Origin of the sequence: Streptosporangium lutulentum (assembly GCF_030811455.1) — a bacterium.
In the GTDB taxonomy this organism is placed as follows: Bacteria; Actinomycetota; Actinomycetes; order Streptosporangiales; family Streptosporangiaceae; genus Streptosporangium; species Streptosporangium lutulentum.
The window spans coordinates 10,111,111-10,126,903 of record NZ_JAUSQU010000001.1; the positions used below are offsets into that span (position 1 = coordinate 10,111,111).

Below are 15,793 nucleotides of genomic sequence, written 5' to 3' on the forward strand. Positions count from 1 at the left end.
GGTGGTCACAGATCACGTCGCGGACGGTGTTCCCGTATGCGGTCACCGGCTTCGCGGTCACCGCCATGGGCGTCCCGGACACGGCGCCGGCCCGGCACACGGCGCGTGAGGGAGAGTCCACGGCGTCCAGACGTCTCCGTGGTTTCGCCGGGGATTTGGCCGCAGGTCATGAAAGATCGGCAAGTTGGTGAGTGGCGCAGCCGATCGATGCCGGGCGGTTTCGGTGATCGCCGTCGTCCTGCCCGCCGCTGTGCCTTTCCCCTGCAGACTCGCACGACCGACGCGTAGAACGGGAAGACTCACGATGATCAGAATCCGTACGGCCGCCGTGATCGCCGCCCTCTCCGGAGTGGCCGTCGCGGCCGCCCCCGGCGTGGCCGTGGCCGACCATGACAGGCCCGGGAGGGGCCACAAGAGCTTTGACCTGCAGGCTCACCGGGGCGGGCTCGGGCTGGTGGTGGAGAGCACCCTCGACTCCTTCGCCAACGGCCTGCGGGTCGGTGTCAGCACGCTCGAACTGGACATCCAGATCACCAAGGACGGCAGGGCGGTCGTCACCCACGACCGCAAGGTGGACGGCAGGAAATGCCAGGACACCGGCCCCGTGTCTCCCGGTGACACCGCCTACCCCTACGTCGGCAAGTACGTCAACACCCTCACCCTCGCGCAGGTCAGGACCCTCGACTGCGGCTCCGGGACGTTACCGGACTTCCCCGGCCAGCGCCCGGCGCCCGGTGCCCGCATGCCGTTGCTCAGCGAGGTGTTCGACCTGGTCAAGAGCTACCGGGCGAAAGACGTCATGCTGAACGTCGAGACCAAGGTGGAGGCGGGGGCGCCGAGCGAGACCGCGCCCCGCGAGCAGTTCGTCCAGGTCGCCGCCGAGGAGATCCGGCGGGCCCGCATGACGAGGCAGGTGACCATCCAGAGCTTCGACTGGGGTTCCCTCATGCGGATGCGCCAGGTCGAGCCGCGGCTGCCGCTCGTGGCGCTCACCGACTACACCTTCCTCCAGACGGGACAGCCCGGCGCGTCGCCGTGGCTGGGCGGGATCGACATCGACGACTTCGGCGGCGACCCGTTGAAGGCCGTCAAGTCCTTCGGGGCCGGCGCGTTCTCGCCGGTGCACGGATTCCCCCAGAACGGGAAGGTGACCGACCCCGGATACCGGCCCTACGTCACCAAGACGATGGTCGACGAGGCGCACCGCCTGGGCATCAAGGTGATCCCGTGGACCGTCGACGACGCGCCCACCATGAACAAGCTCATCGACGACGGCGTCGACGGCCTCATCACCGACTACCCCGACCGCCTGCGCACGGTGCTCGACTCGCGCGGCTTCAAGCTGCCCAAGCAGTATCGCCGCCCGCGAGGCTGATCCGTCCCCCTCCGGCACACCCGGGTGCGCGTCGGCGCGCGCCCGGGCTCCGCCGGAGGATTCGTGAGCCCGTGGCGCGCCGGGCGACCGTCGGACACCCGGGCACCCGGAACCGTGAGGACCGATCCTCAGGCACCCGTTTCAGCGTCTGAACCTCAGCCGCCACGGCATCAGCGCCGACTCCAGTTGCACCCGCAGGCTCATCTTCGAGGTGCCCGCCCGGCGATCGGAGAAGTGGATGGGAATCTCAACGATCGTCATCCCCGCCCTGGTCGCCCGGTAGTGCATCTCCACCTGGAAGCTGTAGCCACCCGAGGAGATCCCGCCGAGGTCAAGCGCGGCGAGGCTCTCGGCCCGCCAGATCTTGAACCCGGCGGTCACATCCCGCAACCTGATGCGCAGGATGGTGCGGACGTAGAAGTTCGCCCAGGCCGACAGGGCCCGCCTGCGGCGGCTCCACTCGGCGGCCAGCGTCCCGCCCGGCACGTACCGGCTGCCGATCACGCACGCCGCTCCGGTCGCCTGCGCGGTCCCGAGCAGGCGCGGAACGGCGTCGACGGGATGGGAGAAGTCGGCGTCCATCTGCACCACGAAGTCGGCTCCGGCCGCGAGCGCGGTCTCCATGCCCTCGATGTAGGCGCGCCCGAGCCCCTCCCTGTTCGGCCGATGCACCACGCCGACCCGGCCGGGATGCGCGGCGGCCAGCTCGTCGGCCACCTTCCCCGTGCCGTCGGGGGAGTTGTCGTCGACGACCAGGAGCCGCAGGTCGTCGAGTGGCAGTGCGAGCAGGGCCTCCGCGATCAGTGGAAGATTGTCCGCCTCGTTGAACGTGGGGATCACGACGGTGACGGTGGCCATGTTCGGGGTCAGGCCTTCCGGGCTCGATGGTCAGGTGTTCTTGCCGCAGGTCTGCGTGACATCCCCGTCCGGCTGATCTCGAAACCGGAAGTGGCGAAGAACGTCCATGATATCGGCCGGTAGGGAGAAGACGCCGGAGGCTCTCACCGGCGGCGACGGCGGCTTCGCGGAGCGAAGACCTGGAGTGGAGCGCCGCCGACCATGGGGCACCGGTCACGGCTGGACCGACCGGCACGGCGCCCGGTACGGCGGGCTGACGAGCGGCCGGGACCTCGCCGGGTGTCACGCCCCCTGCGCGACGCCGCCGATGGGCGCGGCGGTGAGGTGGGCGACGGCGGCGGCGAAGTACGGCGCGGCGCAGGCGCCGAGGCCGTGGACGTAGACGCGGGCGGGGCCGGTGCCGGGCAACTCGACCCAGCGGATCTTGGCGCCACTCGGGTGGACGATCGCGGTGTGCATGACAACCTCCTGATGTATCGGAGGCAATGTATATCGGCATCTAGGTATATCGCAAGCGAGGTATAGTGGCGTCATGCTGGAGCTGGCGGTACTCGGATTTCTGTACGACCGGCCGTCGCACGGGTACGACCTGCGCGGACGGGTGGCGGCGTTGCTGGGGCACGTACGTCCGGTGGCGGACGGGACGCTCTATCCGGCCATCAAGCGGATGGAGTCGGCGGGGTGGCTGGTGCGCCAGGATGAGCCGGGCGTGGCCGCGGCGCCCCGGCGGACGCTCCACCTGACCGACGCGGGACGGGCGGAGATACTGCGGCGGCTGCGGGAGCCCGACGACCTGGAGATCAGCGACGAGAACAAGTGGTTCGTGTTGCTGGCGTTCCTGCGCCACCTGGGTGATCCCGCGGCGCAGGCGGCGGTGCTGCGGCGTCGGCTGGAATTCCTCGCCCGGCCGAGCAGCTTCTTCTACGAAGGGGACCGGCCGGTGCGGGCCGAGGAGTTCGACGACCCGTTCAGGCGGGGGTTGCTGTCCATCGCGAGGGCCACCAGCCTGGCGGAGCTGACGTGGTTGCGGGAAACCCTCGGCTCGCTGGAGGCGTAGCCGGGCCGCCACGCCGTACGGGGGAGGGGCGGGCGCCGGCCCGGTCGCCGTCCTTCGCGGCATTTCGGAGCTTCCGGAATCACCCTTCACCCCGCACCTCGAACACAGTACCGAACCTGGGTTGACCTGGCGGTAAAACCAAACAGGTCAGGACCCGCTCGCGCCCCAGCGCGTGATCGGGTCAGCGCGTGGACGCGTCGGTGTCAGTCGCCCGGCAGCCACTGCGCCGTGGGCCACGCCTCCCGGTGCCATGCGCTGTCCCAGAACATCCACTCGTACTCCGTGGCCTGGACGAACGCCTCGGTCATGGCGGCGCGGGTCACGCCGTCCGCCGTGGCCGCCAGCCGATCGGCGATCTCTTTGGCCTGCTCGACCGACTTGGCGAAGTCCGGATCGGCATAGGTGGAGATCCACGCCCGGTAAGGATGGCCGGCGATGTCGCCGGTCCGCTTCAGAAGCGCCGCGCCCACATCCTGGTAGACCCAGAAACACGGCAGAACGGCGGCCACGAGCACCGGGTACGGCGCGGTGAGCGCGACGGCCTGCAGAAAGGAGGAGTAGCCGAGGCAGGTGGGTGAGGTCCGGATGCCGGCGAGGTCGGCGGCGGTCAGACCGTACTCCTCGATGTAACCCTCGTGCAGGGTCCGCTCGGCGTCCAGCGCGGCGTGCGCGCTGCGCGACCAGAACGCGGCCTCCTGGGAATCGTCGGCCCGCACCGAGGCGGTGGCGAGCGCTTTGGAGAACGCCCCGAGATATCTGGCGTCCTGCACGATGTAGAAGGCGAAAAGCCGGCGGTCGAGTGTGCCTTCGCCGAGTGCGGTGTTGAAGGGGTGCCGATGGATGGCTTGTAGCAGTGTGGCGGAACGTGCCCAGACGTCGTCGCAGAACATGACGTCCCTTCGCTAGTTCGAACTAGATCAGGTTCGACGGGTGTGCTCTCAGCCCCGAACGTCTCGGGGCACCCCGCGTCGCGGACCAGGGTAACAGCCCGCTCGTCCGTGCCTGTTCGGGGCCTAGCCTTCTCGCATGGGATTGGACATCACGGTCCTGGTCGTCGACTGGGCGCGCATCACGGAGGCCCCACCCGGCCGGCGCCTGGAACTGCTCGTGGACGCCGCGTACCCGGAAGATGATTCGGACCTTGAGGATCCCGAGCGCGGGTGGGTGTGGCCCTCGGCGGGCGTGCCCTGGTTCGCGAGGTATGAGTTCTACCGCACGCTGGGCTCGTTCAAGGCGCATTTCTGGGCCGGCCAAGCCTGGGAGAAGGTCCGGGGCTCTGCCGACCCGGACCTGCGCGCGACGCTGGACGGATTCTTGTCAGGGCTGTTCTGGTACGGGCCCGACCCCGACAACGATGCTGTGCACGTGCATGGCGAGCTGCTCCCTCCTGACGGCGACAGGGGCTCGGGCCTGTCGCTCGCCTGCCCTCCGGAGGCCGTAGCCGCCCTGGTCACACTCTGGGCCAGGGCCGCACCGCGCCTTGAGGAACTTCGTGAGCCGTTCGCCGTGCACGCCGTGCGGCCTTCAGGGTGTTGGATCAAGAACTTCGAGGAGTTCACCGACCTGCTCAGCGATTGGGGAGAGGTGGTGGGCGAGGCCCACCGTCGCGGGTGGGGGCTGATCGGACTGCCGATCTGACCCGCGCTCGACGGCTTGAACCGCGCCTCCACAGGACCCGGGGCAGGCCGGAGTCTCCGGTGATCCCGGTGCGGTTCACTCCCGCACCTGAGAGCGGGCGCCGAGGTCTGCCGTCAAGCCGAGGCCTGCCGTCAAACCGTGACGCAGCCGCGGATCATCCTTTTCCGCCGGTGAACGCTTTTCTTCCTTGACTCCTGACCTGCCCGGAGAACACCGCCACGGCGTGAACGCGCAGGTCACCGCCGCCGTTGCAAACAGTGGGCCGGCGGATGCCTCGTCAGAGGCCGATCTTGTCCAGTTCGGCGAGGTCCTCGTCGGAGAGCGAGAGTTCCGCGCCGGCGATGTTCTCGCGCAGGTGCGCCGCGGACGAGGTGCCGGGGATGAGCAGGATGTTCGGCGACCGCCGCAGTAGCCAGGCCAGGGCGACAGACATCGGCGTCGCGTCCAACCGGGCGGCCACGGTCGAGAGCGCCGAGGACTGCAGTGGGCTGAAGCCGCCGAGCGGGAAGTAGGGCACGTAGGCGACGCCCTGTTCGGCGAGCCCGTCGATCAGGGCGTCGTCGTGGCGGTACGCGAGGTTGTACATGTTCTGCACGCACACGATCGGCGCGATCGCCTGCGCCTCGGCGACCTGTTCCGCCGTCGCGGTGCTCACTCCGAGGTGCCGGATCAGGCCCTGCCGCTGGAGTTCGACGAGCGTCTCGAACGGTTCGGCGAGCGAGCCGGGCTGGGGTCCCTCGGCGTTGCCGAGCCGGAGGTTGACCAGGTCGAGCACCTCCAGGCCGAGACTCTCAAGGTTCTCGTGGACGGCCCGGCGCAGGTTTTCCGGCTCCCGGGCCGGGGGCCAGCCGCCCTGCTGGTCGCGGGTCGCGCCGACCTTGGTCACGATGTGCAGCGATTCGGGGTACGGGTGCAGCGCTTCACGGATCAGCTGGTTGGTGACGTGCGGCCCGTAGGCGTCGCTGGTGTCGATGTGGGTGATGCCGAGGTCGACGACCTCGCGGAGGACGGCGAGTGCGCCGTCGTGGTCGGCGGGCGGCCCCATGACCCAGGGGCCGGCGAGTTGCATGGCGCCGTAGCCGAACCGGGTGACGGTCAGGTCGCCCAGCGTCCAGGTGCCGCCGGGAAGGGAAGTGGAGAACATGCTCATACCTCTGGTTTCAGTGTTGAGCCAGGCGGTGCTGGTGCCTGACGGATACCTGCTTCACTATGGAGGGGTAACTTCCTGACGGGAAGTACGTACTTCCGAGTTCGTAAGGCACCCACGGGTGGAGGAGCGGTCGATGGCGACGATGACGGCGGCACAGAAGAGGGCACAGACCAAGGCGGAATATGACGCTTTCCTTGCGGCCTGTCCTAGCCGCAAGCTGCTCGACCGGATCTCCGACAAGTGGGTCACGTTGGTCCTGGCCGCGCTGGGCAGCGACGGCTCGCATCGGTTCGGCGCCGACTGCGCCGGTGAGCCCCGGTCGATGCGCTACTCGGAGTTGTCCCGCCTGCTGGCCGGCGTCAGTCAGAAGATGCTCACTCAGACGCTGCGCTCCTTGGAGCGTGACGGTCTGATCACCCGTACCGCGACGCCGACCGTGCCCGTCACGGTCTCCTACGAGCTGACCGATCTCGGTCTCTCGCTGCACCAGATGATGAGCGGCCTCAAGGCCTGGGCCGAGACGCACATGGACGACGTGCTCGCCAACCGTGCGACGTACGACGACACCCGCGCCGTCTGAACCGGGGAGCGAAGGCGTCACATCAGCCCCTTTCCGGCCCTTCACCCGGCCGGCCATCGGCGATCGTGCACCTGGCGGGTCGAGACCAACCGTTCCACGGACGAAAACGGCCTACCCGCCTCCCGGCGCCATGCCCCAGCGTCCCGCACCGAGCAGTTCCAGATAGTGGGTGTGGAAGGCGTTCAACGTGCTGCGATGGCCGACGCTGACGAGGATGCACCGGGGCAGGCGATCGCGGATCAAGCTGTACAACGCGTGTTCGAGACCTTCGTCGACGGCGGAGGTCGCCTCGTCGAGGAAGGCCAGGAGGGGCCGCTGCAGCAGGACCCTGGCAAAGCCGAGGCGCTGTTGCTCGCCGGGAGACAGGGTGCGGGACCACTGGGCCTCATCGTCGATCTGACCCTCCAAATGGCCGAGCTGCACCCAGCGCAACGCCTCGCACGCCTGCTCGTCGCCGATCCGGTGCGCGGGCTCGGGGTAGGCCAGCGCGGTACGCAGGCTTCCCAGGGGCAGGTAGGGCTGCTGCGACAGGAAGAGCGTGTGAGCTCCGGTGGGGCGGCGGACGGTGCCGTGGGCGTGCGGCCAGAGACTGGCCAGGCTGCGCAGCAACGTGGTCTTCCCGCTTCCCGAGGCGCCCCTGACCAGCAGTGATTGCCCTGGGCTCATGCTCAGCGTCAGGCCCTCGATCAGCGGTTGCCTGTCGGGACGCCATACTCCCAGGCCCTCGATCTCCAGCGCGTCGGGGCGATGCGTGAAGATCGGCGACGACAGGCCGCGCGACTCCCTGTTCGCGTCCATCAGCGCCGTCAGCCGGTTCAGCGTCGCCCGGTAGGTGGCGAAGGAGTCGTAGGAGTTCCTGAAGAAGGACAACGAGTCGTGCACCTGGCCGAAAGCGTCGGCGGTCTGGGTGATGTCACCGAGGGAGATCGTTCCGCTGAAGAAGCGCGGCACCTGGATGATGAAGGGGAACACGACCGAGATCTGGGTGACCGTGTCGTTGAACACCTGAAGCTTCAGGGACCGCTTGGTGATCGCCCAGGTGTTCCCCATGACACTGGAGAACCTGGCCGACAGCGCCGTCCGCTCGACATCCTCGCCACCGCAGAACGCGATGCTCTCGGAGTTGTCCCGCAGGCGGACCAGGGTGTAGCGGAAAGAGGCGGAGAGGCCCTCTCGCAGGAAGTTCAAGTGGATCAGCGGGCGACCGATCCTGAAGGCGAGGAACGACGCCATGATCACGTAGACGTAGGCGAGGAAGACCATCGCACGCGGTACCGCGTGGCCGAAGACGGACATCGGTCCTGAGAGCCCCCAGAGGATGGCGGTGAACGACACCAACCTCAAGGCGGCGTCGATCGCACCGATCGACAGGTCGTACGAGTTCTCGACGAACTGCGTGACGTCTTCCTCGATGCGCTGATCCGGGTTGTCGACCGGGAAGCTCACGAACTGGCCCCGATGGTAGGCGTGCCCGTCCAGCCAGTCGGCGATCATGCGGTCGTTGAGCCAGGTCCGCCAATGGATGAACAGTCGCTGGGTGATGAGATACGCGAGCTGTGCGCTGGAGACGACGATCACCGCGAGGACCATGAAGACGGTGACGCAGAACCAGAACATCTTCGCGTCCAGCCCCTGCAGCGCCGTGTAGAGGCCGTTCGTCGCATAGGAGATCAGCACTTCGAGGCGCACCGCGAGGACCGTCATCCAGAGCAGCAGCAGGAGGGTGAGCAGCGGTCGCCAGGTGATCCAGCCGCGTCCAGGCTTGAGATAGGGAAAGGCGAGTCGCCGGAACTGCCGCCCCCAGTGCGTGTAGCGGGTCAGCACCCAGACCACCAGGGCGCCGACCAGAATGGTGGCGGCCCAGGTCATCGCTGTCGAAGTAAGGGATGTGAGCCATTCGTGCTGCCAGTCCACGGCGCCGCTGGCGGATCGAGTCGACACCTGTAAGAAGATACGTCCTTAAAGTCCGATTTGTACCATTTTTTATGGTAAAGTGAAGGACTGAACGAGCGGGGGCTCGATGCGCTCTGTCCTAGCGGAGCCGCTCGGCGACGGCCTGGGCCGGACCCGACGTGAGGAGACCGTGGAGCATCTCCACCCGGTGCACGACGCGCGGCGCGGTCAGCGGCACTCCGGCCGCCACCGACGAGGGCAGCAGGGTCAGGCCGTGTCCGGCGGCGGCGAGATTCAGGAGGGTGTGCACGTCCTCGCCGCCGTAGTGGAATCCGGCACGGAACCCGTCCGTACCCGCCACCTCGCGCAACCGCTCCACCGACACGGCGGCGGGGGCCTGCAGCCACAGCGCGTCGGCCAGGTCGGTCAGCGCGAGCCCGCGCCTGCGAGACAGCGGGTGATCGCCGGGCAGGACCACCACCAGCTCCTCCTCGGCCACACCGACGGCGGTCAGCGGTCCCACGTCCGGCAGGCGCAGCGGATCGCTGGGCGCGGCGATCCCGTCGACGAACCCGAGGTCGGCGGCGCCGGAGGCGACCTGCTCGGCGACATTCTCGCGTCCGGCCGTGCGAAGGGTCACCGCCGGCCGCTCCTGCGCCAGGCTCCGGGCGATCACCGGGGTGCACGCCAGCGGGGAGGCCACCACGGTCAGCCGCTCGATCGGGCCGGCGGCGGCGCGCAGGACGTCGGCGCGGGCGGCTCGATGGCGTAGCAGCAGCGGACCGGCGTGTTCCAGCAGTCGTTCCCCCGCAGGGGTGGGCGTCACCGGGCGGCGGTGCACCAGAGCCAGTCCCAGATCCGCCTCCAGCACGGCGATCTGCTGGGACACCGCCGACTGGGTGTAGCCGAGATCCTCGGCCGCGGCGGAGAAGGACCCCCGGTGAACGACGGTCACGAACGTGCGCAGCAGATGTGGATCCACGACGCATCAGTATCGCTTATCAAGCGAGCAAGAATCATCGTTGGCGCTTACCTTGGAGCTCCGGCGAGGATGAGGACATGACGGTCGCAAGAATCGCCCTGGTCGGCGACAGATCTCCGAGTGTCCAGGCCCATGTGCGCATCCCGTCGATTCTCGAAGCGCTGCGCGAGCGCGACGAGTCGACGCTGGACGCCTACTGGATCCCCACCACCGAGGCCCAGGACCTGGACGGGTTCGACGGCGTCTGGATGCTGCCCGGCAGTCCTTATCGCAGCGAGGCGGGCGCGGTGAACGCCGCCAGGATCGCCCGCGAGCGTGGCATCCCGTTCCTGGGCACCTGCGGCGGCTTCCAGCACACCCTGCTGGAGTACGCGCGCAACGTCCTCGGCCTGCCGGTCGCGCACGCCGAGAACGACCCGGACGCCGATGACTTCCTGCTGCTGCCGCTGGCGTGCTCGCTCGCCGGCCATGAGGACGAAGTCCTGCTGGTGCCCGGCTCGCTGGTCGAGAGGATCATCGGCGCCGGCAGGAGCGTGGAGAAGTACTCCTGTGACTTCGGCCTCAATCCCGACTACCTGTCCGTGCTGGAGGAGGGTGGCCTGAACTTCACCGGCCGTGACGGCGCCGGAGCCGTACGAGTGCTCGAACTGTCCGGTCACCCGTTCTTCCTGGCCACACTCTTTCAGCCTGAGCTGGCCGGGGACGGCACCCGGCCACACCCGATCATCACCGCGTTCGCCTCGGCCTCCGTGGAGCTGGCCGCCTCGAAAGCCCCGGCCTCGCTCCAGGCGGCCCGTCACACGGCCCTGGCCGGGTAACCGGTCCGCTTCGGACGGGTGAGCCGACGACGAATCGGCGGCGGGCGGCGGGCGTCACCGGGCGGACACCCCCTGTGGCCGTCGACGACGGCCCGCGCGGCTAGGACCCGTAGAGGTCCGTCTCGCTCAGGGCCGGGCTGCCGTCGTCGTCGGAGCGTCCCAGGCGGGACGCGGAACCGAACATGGGTCCACGAGCGCGCTGGAGCCCGGCGAACCGTCCGAACCCGAGCGGCTTGGGCACGTCGTCGTAGACGGCCTCCATGCCGCCCCTGACCGAGTACGTCTCGTGCCAGAAACCGGTGCCGCCCGAGTCCCGCAGGAAGTCCAGCCACCACTGCCGATGCGGCTCGGACCGGGCGAAGGCGAGCAGCGAGGGCAGGTCCCGCCAGTACTGGCGCATCCCCATGTTCATCGGGAAGAACGAGTAGTACACGGGCTCGTGCAGCAGCAGTCCGTCCGGCTTGCCCTCGACCGACTCACTGATCTTCCGGCCGAAGCTGAAGAAGGTCCGGACCCCGTACAGCCGGTTCACCCGCATGCCGAGGTACAGGACGATGAGGTCCGGGTAGGCGGACAGGTCGACGGTCTGCCGGTTCACTCGAGTTGGCATTCAACGCTCCTTACGGCTCGGGTCACGCACGGGCTGGGGTGGAAGGCAGGTCGGGTGCCTGCGCGGCGGACGCGCCGAGCGGTGCGCCGGTGGCGACCGCGGCGGATCCGGCCGGCGGTGTTCGGCGGGTGGTCGTCATCGTTGTGGTCCCCTCGGCTTGAGTCCGTTCCCAGCGGCCTCAATGTACGAATGCGAACTTGACTGACACTGAACGAACCCCGCGAGGAGTGAACGGCGACTTCCCCGCCGGCTGATGTCCGCGCGACCTGAGGCAAACGCCGGCCGCTCGACAGGTGCCCGGGGAACCGGCCGGGGTGCCACCCCTGTCGCCACCCCTGGCCGGTTCCGGGCCGCTCGGTGCGACCGCGCCGGCCGTCACGGGATCGCACACGAATCAGCCGTCATGGGATCGCGCACGAATCACAGGAAGAACGCCACGGCTTATCGCCTGGCATTCGATTCATCACCTGGAATTCGATGTGGACGGCGAGAAGACCGCCCGGGCGTGGAAGGCCAGCGCGATGCCCCAGAAGACTATCGACCACACGGGCCAGAAATGGTGTTCCTTGTCGTAGGCCCACCACACCACGACCTGGGTCAGATTGGCTACGACATACCAAAACAGGTGCACCCACAGGCCCCATTTTCTGGCGCTTTCACTTTTCAGCGATCTCATTCTCGCAGGCTAGATCGACGCACTTGACGACGAGTGAACCGGTGGTTCAGTGATCGTCAAGTACCCGGTCTTTACATTGATCCCGCAATTGAGGTTCGAACACCATGTGTTGAAAGGTTGACATTGATGACGACTCGTAGAGCGGTGCTGGCCGGATCCGCCGCGGCCGCGGCCGGCGCTCTGCTCGGAGCACCCGCGGCGCAGGCACACTCCCGGCCGAAAACCGAGCCCAAACCCACCGTGGTGCTCGTGCACGGCGCGTTCGCCGACGCCTCCGGCTGGAACGACGTCGCCGCCCGGCTCATCCGCGAGGGCTACCCGGTCATCGCCCCGGCGAACCCGTTGCGCAGCGTGGCCGCCGACTCCGCCTACCTGGCCGGCATCCTCGCCACGCTCAGCGGCCCGATCGTGCTCGCCGCGCACTCCTACGGCGGGATCGTCGTCACGAACGCCGCGACCGGTAACCCGAACGTGAAAGCACTGGTCTACGTGGCCGCGTTCGCCCCCGATGAAGGTGAGACGCTGCTGGGCCTGCAGACGAAGTACCCGGGAAGCAAGCTCAACGAGGCGGCGCTGGACTTCCGTCCCTACGGTGATGGCCTCGTCGACGGATACATCAAGAAGGAGGTCTTCCGCGGCGTCTTCGCCGGCGACGTGCCGAGGGCGACGACCGACCTGATGTGGGCCGGCCAGCGTCCTGCCGACGCGCGCACGCTCGGGGAGCCGTCCGGCGCCCCGGCGTGGAAGACCATTCCCTCCCACTACCTCGTCGCCCGCGACGACCAGGTGCTCCCCGCCGCGGCGCAGCGGTTCATGGCGCGGCGGGCCGGGTCGCAGGTCCGCGAGGTCGGCGCCTCGCACGTCGCGATGATCTCGGAACCCGCCGTGACGGCCGACCTCATCAAGCGCGCCGCGCGCTGACACCACGAAGGAGACGGCGGTGTCCGGTCCCGTACCGGCACATACGCCGTTCGGCTGAACCTCCAAAGGACAAGACGATGCATCAGCGTGCGTACGAAGGCCAGTGCACTGCCGAGGAGAAACGGCACACCTCCGCCCGGTCGCCCATCGGCAATCCGAAGCTGACGTTGTTCGCACTGGCGCTGGGCACCTTCGCGATCGGCACCGGCGAGTTCGGCAGCAACGGCATCATCCAGCTGTTCGCGTCCGACCTGAACGTGTCGATCCCGGTCGCCACATACGCGATCACCGCGTACGCCTTCGGGGTGGTGATCGGCTCTCCGGCGATCATCCTGCTCGCCGTCCGGGTCAACCGGCGCACGCTGCTGCTCGGCCTGATCGCGCTCTTCCTGGTCGGCAACGGGCTCTCCGCGCTGGCGCCGAACATCGCGCTGCTCGTCGTCTTCCGGTTCGTCGCCGGCAGCGTGCAGGGTGCGTTCTTCGGCGCCGGGGCCGTCGTCGCCGCGTATGTGTACGGCCCGGGCCAGGGCGGAAAGGCGTTCGCCACGGTGATGGGGGGACTCACCGTCGCCACCATCGCCGGGTCACCGCTCGGCACCCTCATCGGCCAGAACGCCGGCTGGCGCTTCATGTACTGGACCGTGGTCGCCGTCGGCCTGCTCGCCGGCGCCGCCCTGGTGGCCTGGCTGCCCCGCACCGACGACCTGCACGGCAGCTCCATCAGGAACGAGCTGAACGGCCTCCGCCGGCTCAACGTCTGGCTGATGGTCACCGTCGCGGCGCTCGGCATCTCCAGCATCTTCGCCGTCTACACGTTCATCGGCCCCTTCGTCACCGACGCGGCGCTGCGGGACGCCGCGTTCATCCCGATCGCACTCGCCGTTTTCGGCCTCGGCATGGCAGTCGGCAACCATCTCGGCGGACGCGTCGCCGACCGGTACGAGCACCGCGGCCTGGCCTGGGGCTATGGCGGTGTCCTGGTGCTCCTGGCGCTGATCGGTGTGGCCGGCGACAACCTGCTGATCCTGCTGCCCTGCCTGTTCGGCGTCGGCGCGACCATGATGTTCGCGATCCCCACCATCCAGGTCCGGCTGACCGGCTTCGCGCCGGATGCCCCGACCCTGATGGGCGCGCTCAACCTCGCCGCCCTCAACCTGGCCAACTCCCTTGGCGCGATCGGCGGAGCGGTCACCATCGAAGCCGGCTGGGGAACCCTGTCCACCGTCTGGGCCGGTTTCGCCCTCACCACCGCCGGTCTGCTCCTGTACGTCGTGACCGTCGCCCGGGTGAATCCCGTTTCCCAGCTGAGCCCCGCTCGACCAGTGTCATAGCGGAAGATCCGTTCTGGTCCGGTGCGACGGAGGAACCACATGAAAGACGGCGCGGCGCGGCGCGGGCCGGTCCTGGACGACGAGCAGTTCCGCCGGCTCGCCGAGTACGGCGAGGTGGAGCACGCCGAGACCGGCCGGGACCTGTACGCGTCCGGCGACGACTTCTACGACTTCTTCCTGCTCCTGACGGCGACTGTGGACATCGTCCGGGACGCGACGGCGATCGAGCCGGAACGTCTGGTCTACCAGGGCGGCCCCGGAGACTTCCTCGGCGAGCTCAACCTGCTGACCGGCCAGCACGTCTACCTGACCGCCCGGGTGGTGTCCGCCGGGACGGTCGTCCGAATCGGGGCGGTGAATCTGCGCCGAGTCCTCGCCGAACAGGACGACATCGCCGACCTGTTGCTCGCGGCGTTCCGGGAACGGCGCGAGGTCATCCGCTCGGCCGCCGGCAGCGCCTTGGAGATCGTCGGCCGGCCGGACGACACGGAGACCCTCGAACTGCGCACCTACGCGACGCAGATGCTCCTGCCGCATTCCTGGCGCGATGCCACCTCGCACCCCGGGCGATCGCTGATGGCGGCGGCCGGGCTCACGGTGGACGACCTTCCGGCGGCGGTCGTCCACGGTTCGGTGCTGCGGCGCGCGACGCCCGGAACGGTCGCGCAGGCGCTCGGCCTCACCTACCGGGCCGACGGGCGTCCGGTCGATCTCGTCGTGGTGGGCGCCGGCCCGGCGGGTCTGGCCGCCGCCGTGTACGGGGCGTCCGAGGGCCTCGTCACCGTGCTCCTGGACCAGAGCGGGCTCGGCGGTCAGGCCGCCAAGAGCGCCCGCATCGAGAACTACCTGGGCTTCCCCCAGGGGGTCAGCGGCGCGGACCTGACCCGTCTGGCGATGGTCCAGGCGCTCAAGTTCGGCGTACGGATCCACTCGCCCTGTGCGGTGACAGGCCTCGACCTCTCCGACGATCGACGGCCGGCCGTCCTGCTGGAGGACGGCGTGCGCATTCAGTGCCGCGCGGTGATCGCCGCTACCGGGGCGCGCTACCGGCGTCTCGACATCCCGCGATGGGCGGCGTTCGAGCGGGCCGGCTGCATCCGGTACGCGGCGACCGAACTGGACGTCCGAGGCTGTGAGAACCAGCCGGTGACGGTCGTCGGGGGCGCCAACTCGGCAGGGCAGGCGGCCCTGTCCCTCGCGGCCCGAGGTGCGACGGTGGATTTGATCATCCGCGGCCACGACCTCGGAACTCGGATGTCGTCCTACCTGACCGACCGGATCCGTGCGCACCCCCGGATCCAGGTCCACACCGGCAGCACGGTCCGCGAGCTGGCCGGCGACGGCACCCTCACCTCGATCGTCGTCGAGAGGCCGGGCGGACGGCACGACCGGCTGGCTTGCCACGCGCTGTTCTGTTTCGTCGGCGCCGACCCGGTGTCGGGCTGGCTTTCCGACGTGGCCAAGGCCGACGACGGCTTCATCCTCACGGACAGCCGGCTGCCCGCCGGATCGTCCGGTAAGCCCCTGCCGTTCCAGACGAGCGCACCCCGGGTCTTCGCGGTCGGCGACCTCCGCTCGGGTTCGACGAAACGAGTGGCCACCGCCGTCGGCGATGGCGCGAGCGCGGTCTCCTCCGTCCACGCGGTACTCGCCGACGACTGACGCGTGATCGGCCGGTCGCGCGACAGGCACGGTTTCCTCTTCGGATCAGGTGGCGTCAGAGACCTCTGATCTTCGGGAACCGTGCCTTTCCGCCTGTGACGGCCTGGCGTTTCCTGACCTGCCTCGGCAGATGCCCACGAACAAACCCCATCAAAAGTTCGACTCGCCGGGGCTCCGAGCGAAGACCGGTGGGAAAGAAGACCGCGGAAATCTCTTTCCGCGGTCACCCGCCGGCTTCGGCT

The 15,793-nt window shown here is 68.8% G+C and carries 16 protein-coding genes and 1 riboswitch; of the genes, 8 read left to right on the forward strand and 8 right to left on the reverse strand.

Annotated elements, in window-relative coordinates:
* The first annotated feature begins 304 nt into the window (after positions 1-304).
* Positions 305-1,375, forward strand: coding sequence for a glycerophosphodiester phosphodiesterase family protein (locus tag J2853_RS45430; protein WP_307568212.1), 1,071 nt, complete (start codon positions 305-307; stop codon positions 1,373-1,375).
* Positions 1,376-1,516: 141 nt separating this feature from the next.
* On the opposite strand, the gene J2853_RS45435 is transcribed toward J2853_RS45430, so the two are convergent.
* Positions 1,517-2,233 (reverse strand): polyprenol monophosphomannose synthase, encoded by a 717-nt coding sequence (locus J2853_RS45435; protein WP_307568214.1) that lies wholly within the window; start codon positions 2,231-2,233, stop codon positions 1,517-1,519.
* Positions 2,234-2,515: 282 nt separating this feature from the next.
* Positions 2,516-2,692 (reverse strand): hypothetical protein, encoded by a 177-nt coding sequence (locus tag J2853_RS45440; protein WP_307568216.1) that lies wholly within the window; start codon positions 2,690-2,692, stop codon positions 2,516-2,518.
* 73 nt (positions 2,693-2,765) lie between these two features.
* On the opposite strand from J2853_RS45440, the gene J2853_RS45445 reads away from it, so the two are divergent.
* The gene (locus J2853_RS45445; RefSeq protein WP_307568218.1) at positions 2,766-3,290 is read left to right on the forward strand and encodes a PadR family transcriptional regulator; all 525 of its coding nucleotides are present in this window, start codon (positions 2,766-2,768) and stop codon (positions 3,288-3,290) included.
* 203 nt (positions 3,291-3,493) lie between these two features.
* Here the strand turns inward: J2853_RS45445 and J2853_RS45450 are convergent, their stop codons facing one another.
* On the reverse strand, positions 3,494-4,180 hold the full coding sequence (locus J2853_RS45450; protein WP_307568220.1) for a TenA family protein: 687 nt from the start codon (positions 4,178-4,180) through the stop codon (positions 3,494-3,496).
* Positions 4,168-4,266: riboswitch (TPP riboswitch) on the reverse strand. (Overlaps the previous gene by 13 nt.)
* Positions 4,267-4,316: 50 nt before the next feature.
* Between J2853_RS45450 and J2853_RS45455 the strand changes: the two genes are divergently transcribed.
* Positions 4,317-4,928: a hypothetical protein gene (locus J2853_RS45455; RefSeq protein ID WP_307568222.1), complete on the forward strand. Its 612-nt coding sequence runs from the start codon at positions 4,317-4,319 to the stop codon at positions 4,926-4,928.
* Between the two features lie 277 nt (positions 4,929-5,205).
* Here the strand turns inward: J2853_RS45455 and J2853_RS45460 are convergent, their stop codons facing one another.
* On the reverse strand, positions 5,206-6,078 hold the full coding sequence (locus tag J2853_RS45460) for an aldo/keto reductase family oxidoreductase (protein ID WP_307568223.1): 873 nt from the start codon (positions 6,076-6,078) through the stop codon (positions 5,206-5,208).
* Positions 6,079-6,211: 133 nt separating this feature from the next.
* Here J2853_RS45460 and J2853_RS45465 point away from each other — a divergent pair, with 133 nt between their 5' ends.
* Complete coding sequence (locus tag J2853_RS45465) at positions 6,212-6,658, forward strand: winged helix-turn-helix transcriptional regulator (RefSeq protein ID WP_307568225.1); 447 nt, start codon at positions 6,212-6,214, stop codon at positions 6,656-6,658.
* A gap of 111 nt (positions 6,659-6,769) precedes the next feature.
* Here the strand turns inward: J2853_RS45465 and J2853_RS45470 are convergent, their stop codons facing one another.
* Positions 6,770-8,599, reverse strand: a complete 1,830-nt coding sequence (locus J2853_RS45470; RefSeq protein WP_307568227.1) for an ABC transporter ATP-binding protein/permease — start codon at positions 8,597-8,599, stop codon at positions 6,770-6,772.
* A gap of 91 nt (positions 8,600-8,690) precedes the next feature.
* Positions 8,691-9,533: a LysR family transcriptional regulator gene (locus J2853_RS45475; protein WP_307568228.1), complete on the reverse strand. Its 843-nt coding sequence runs from the start codon at positions 9,531-9,533 to the stop codon at positions 8,691-8,693.
* Positions 9,534-9,610: 77 nt separating this feature from the next.
* On the opposite strand from J2853_RS45475, the gene J2853_RS45480 reads away from it, so the two are divergent.
* Positions 9,611-10,351: a CTP synthase C-terminal region-related (seleno)protein gene (locus tag J2853_RS45480; protein WP_307568230.1), complete on the forward strand. Its 741-nt coding sequence runs from the start codon at positions 9,611-9,613 to the stop codon at positions 10,349-10,351.
* A gap of 100 nt (positions 10,352-10,451) precedes the next feature.
* Here J2853_RS45480 and J2853_RS45485 read toward each other — a convergent pair whose 3' ends face one another.
* Together J2853_RS45485 and J2853_RS45490 are read right to left on the reverse strand one after the other, a co-directional pair.
* Positions 10,452-10,961 carry a monooxygenase family protein gene (locus J2853_RS45485; RefSeq protein WP_307568232.1) on the reverse strand — a complete coding sequence of 170 codons (510 nt, stop codon included), beginning with the start codon at positions 10,959-10,961 and terminating at the stop codon, positions 10,452-10,454.
* Between the two features lie 463 nt (positions 10,962-11,424).
* Positions 11,425-11,637 carry a 2TM domain-containing protein gene (locus tag J2853_RS45490; protein WP_307568233.1) on the reverse strand — a complete coding sequence of 71 codons (213 nt, stop codon included), beginning with the start codon at positions 11,635-11,637 and terminating at the stop codon, positions 11,425-11,427.
* Positions 11,638-11,763: 126 nt separating this feature from the next.
* Between J2853_RS45490 and J2853_RS45495 the strand changes: the two genes are divergently transcribed.
* The 3 genes from J2853_RS45495 (at position 11,764) to J2853_RS45505 (ending at position 15,551) form a co-directional block, all read left to right on the forward strand.
* Positions 11,764-12,558 carry an alpha/beta fold hydrolase gene (locus J2853_RS45495; RefSeq protein WP_307568235.1) on the forward strand — a complete coding sequence of 265 codons (795 nt, stop codon included), beginning with the start codon at positions 11,764-11,766 and terminating at the stop codon, positions 12,556-12,558.
* A gap of 77 nt (positions 12,559-12,635) precedes the next feature.
* Complete coding sequence (locus J2853_RS45500; protein ID WP_307568236.1) at positions 12,636-13,889, forward strand: MFS transporter; 1,254 nt, start codon at positions 12,636-12,638, stop codon at positions 13,887-13,889.
* A gap of 39 nt (positions 13,890-13,928) precedes the next feature.
* Positions 13,929-15,551, forward strand: coding sequence for an FAD-dependent oxidoreductase (locus J2853_RS45505; RefSeq protein ID WP_307568238.1), 1,623 nt, complete (start codon positions 13,929-13,931; stop codon positions 15,549-15,551).
* Positions 15,552-15,793: the final 242 nt, after the last annotated feature.

Excerpts from the sequence above, each read along its gene's own strand:
- J2853_RS45430 (WP_307568212.1), top strand. The coding sequence starts at position 305 with ATGATCAGAATCCGTACGGCCGCCGTGATCGCCGCCCTCTCCGGAGTG.
- J2853_RS45435 (WP_307568214.1), bottom strand. The coding sequence starts at position 2,233 with ATGGCCACCGTCACCGTCGTGATCCCCACGTTCAACGAGGCGGACAAT.
- J2853_RS45440 (WP_307568216.1), bottom strand. The coding sequence starts at position 2,692 with ATGCACACCGCGATCGTCCACCCGAGTGGCGCCAAGATCCGCTGGGTC.
- J2853_RS45445 (WP_307568218.1), top strand. The coding sequence starts at position 2,766 with ATGCTGGAGCTGGCGGTACTCGGATTTCTGTACGACCGGCCGTCGCAC.
- J2853_RS45450 (WP_307568220.1), bottom strand. The coding sequence starts at position 4,180 with ATGTTCTGCGACGACGTCTGGGCACGTTCCGCCACACTGCTACAAGCC.
- J2853_RS45455 (WP_307568222.1), top strand. The coding sequence starts at position 4,317 with ATGGGATTGGACATCACGGTCCTGGTCGTCGACTGGGCGCGCATCACG.
- J2853_RS45460 (WP_307568223.1), bottom strand. The coding sequence starts at position 6,078 with ATGAGCATGTTCTCCACTTCCCTTCCCGGCGGCACCTGGACGCTGGGC.
- J2853_RS45465 (WP_307568225.1), top strand. The coding sequence starts at position 6,212 with ATGGCGACGATGACGGCGGCACAGAAGAGGGCACAGACCAAGGCGGAA.
- J2853_RS45480 (WP_307568230.1), top strand. The coding sequence starts at position 9,611 with ATGACGGTCGCAAGAATCGCCCTGGTCGGCGACAGATCTCCGAGTGTC.
- J2853_RS45485 (WP_307568232.1), bottom strand. The coding sequence starts at position 10,961 with ATGCCAACTCGAGTGAACCGGCAGACCGTCGACCTGTCCGCCTACCCG.
- J2853_RS45490 (WP_307568233.1), bottom strand. The coding sequence starts at position 11,637 with ATGAGATCGCTGAAAAGTGAAAGCGCCAGAAAATGGGGCCTGTGGGTG.
- J2853_RS45495 (WP_307568235.1), top strand. The coding sequence starts at position 11,764 with ATGACGACTCGTAGAGCGGTGCTGGCCGGATCCGCCGCGGCCGCGGCC.
- J2853_RS45500 (WP_307568236.1), top strand. The coding sequence starts at position 12,636 with ATGCATCAGCGTGCGTACGAAGGCCAGTGCACTGCCGAGGAGAAACGG.
- J2853_RS45505 (WP_307568238.1), top strand. The coding sequence starts at position 13,929 with ATGAAAGACGGCGCGGCGCGGCGCGGGCCGGTCCTGGACGACGAGCAG.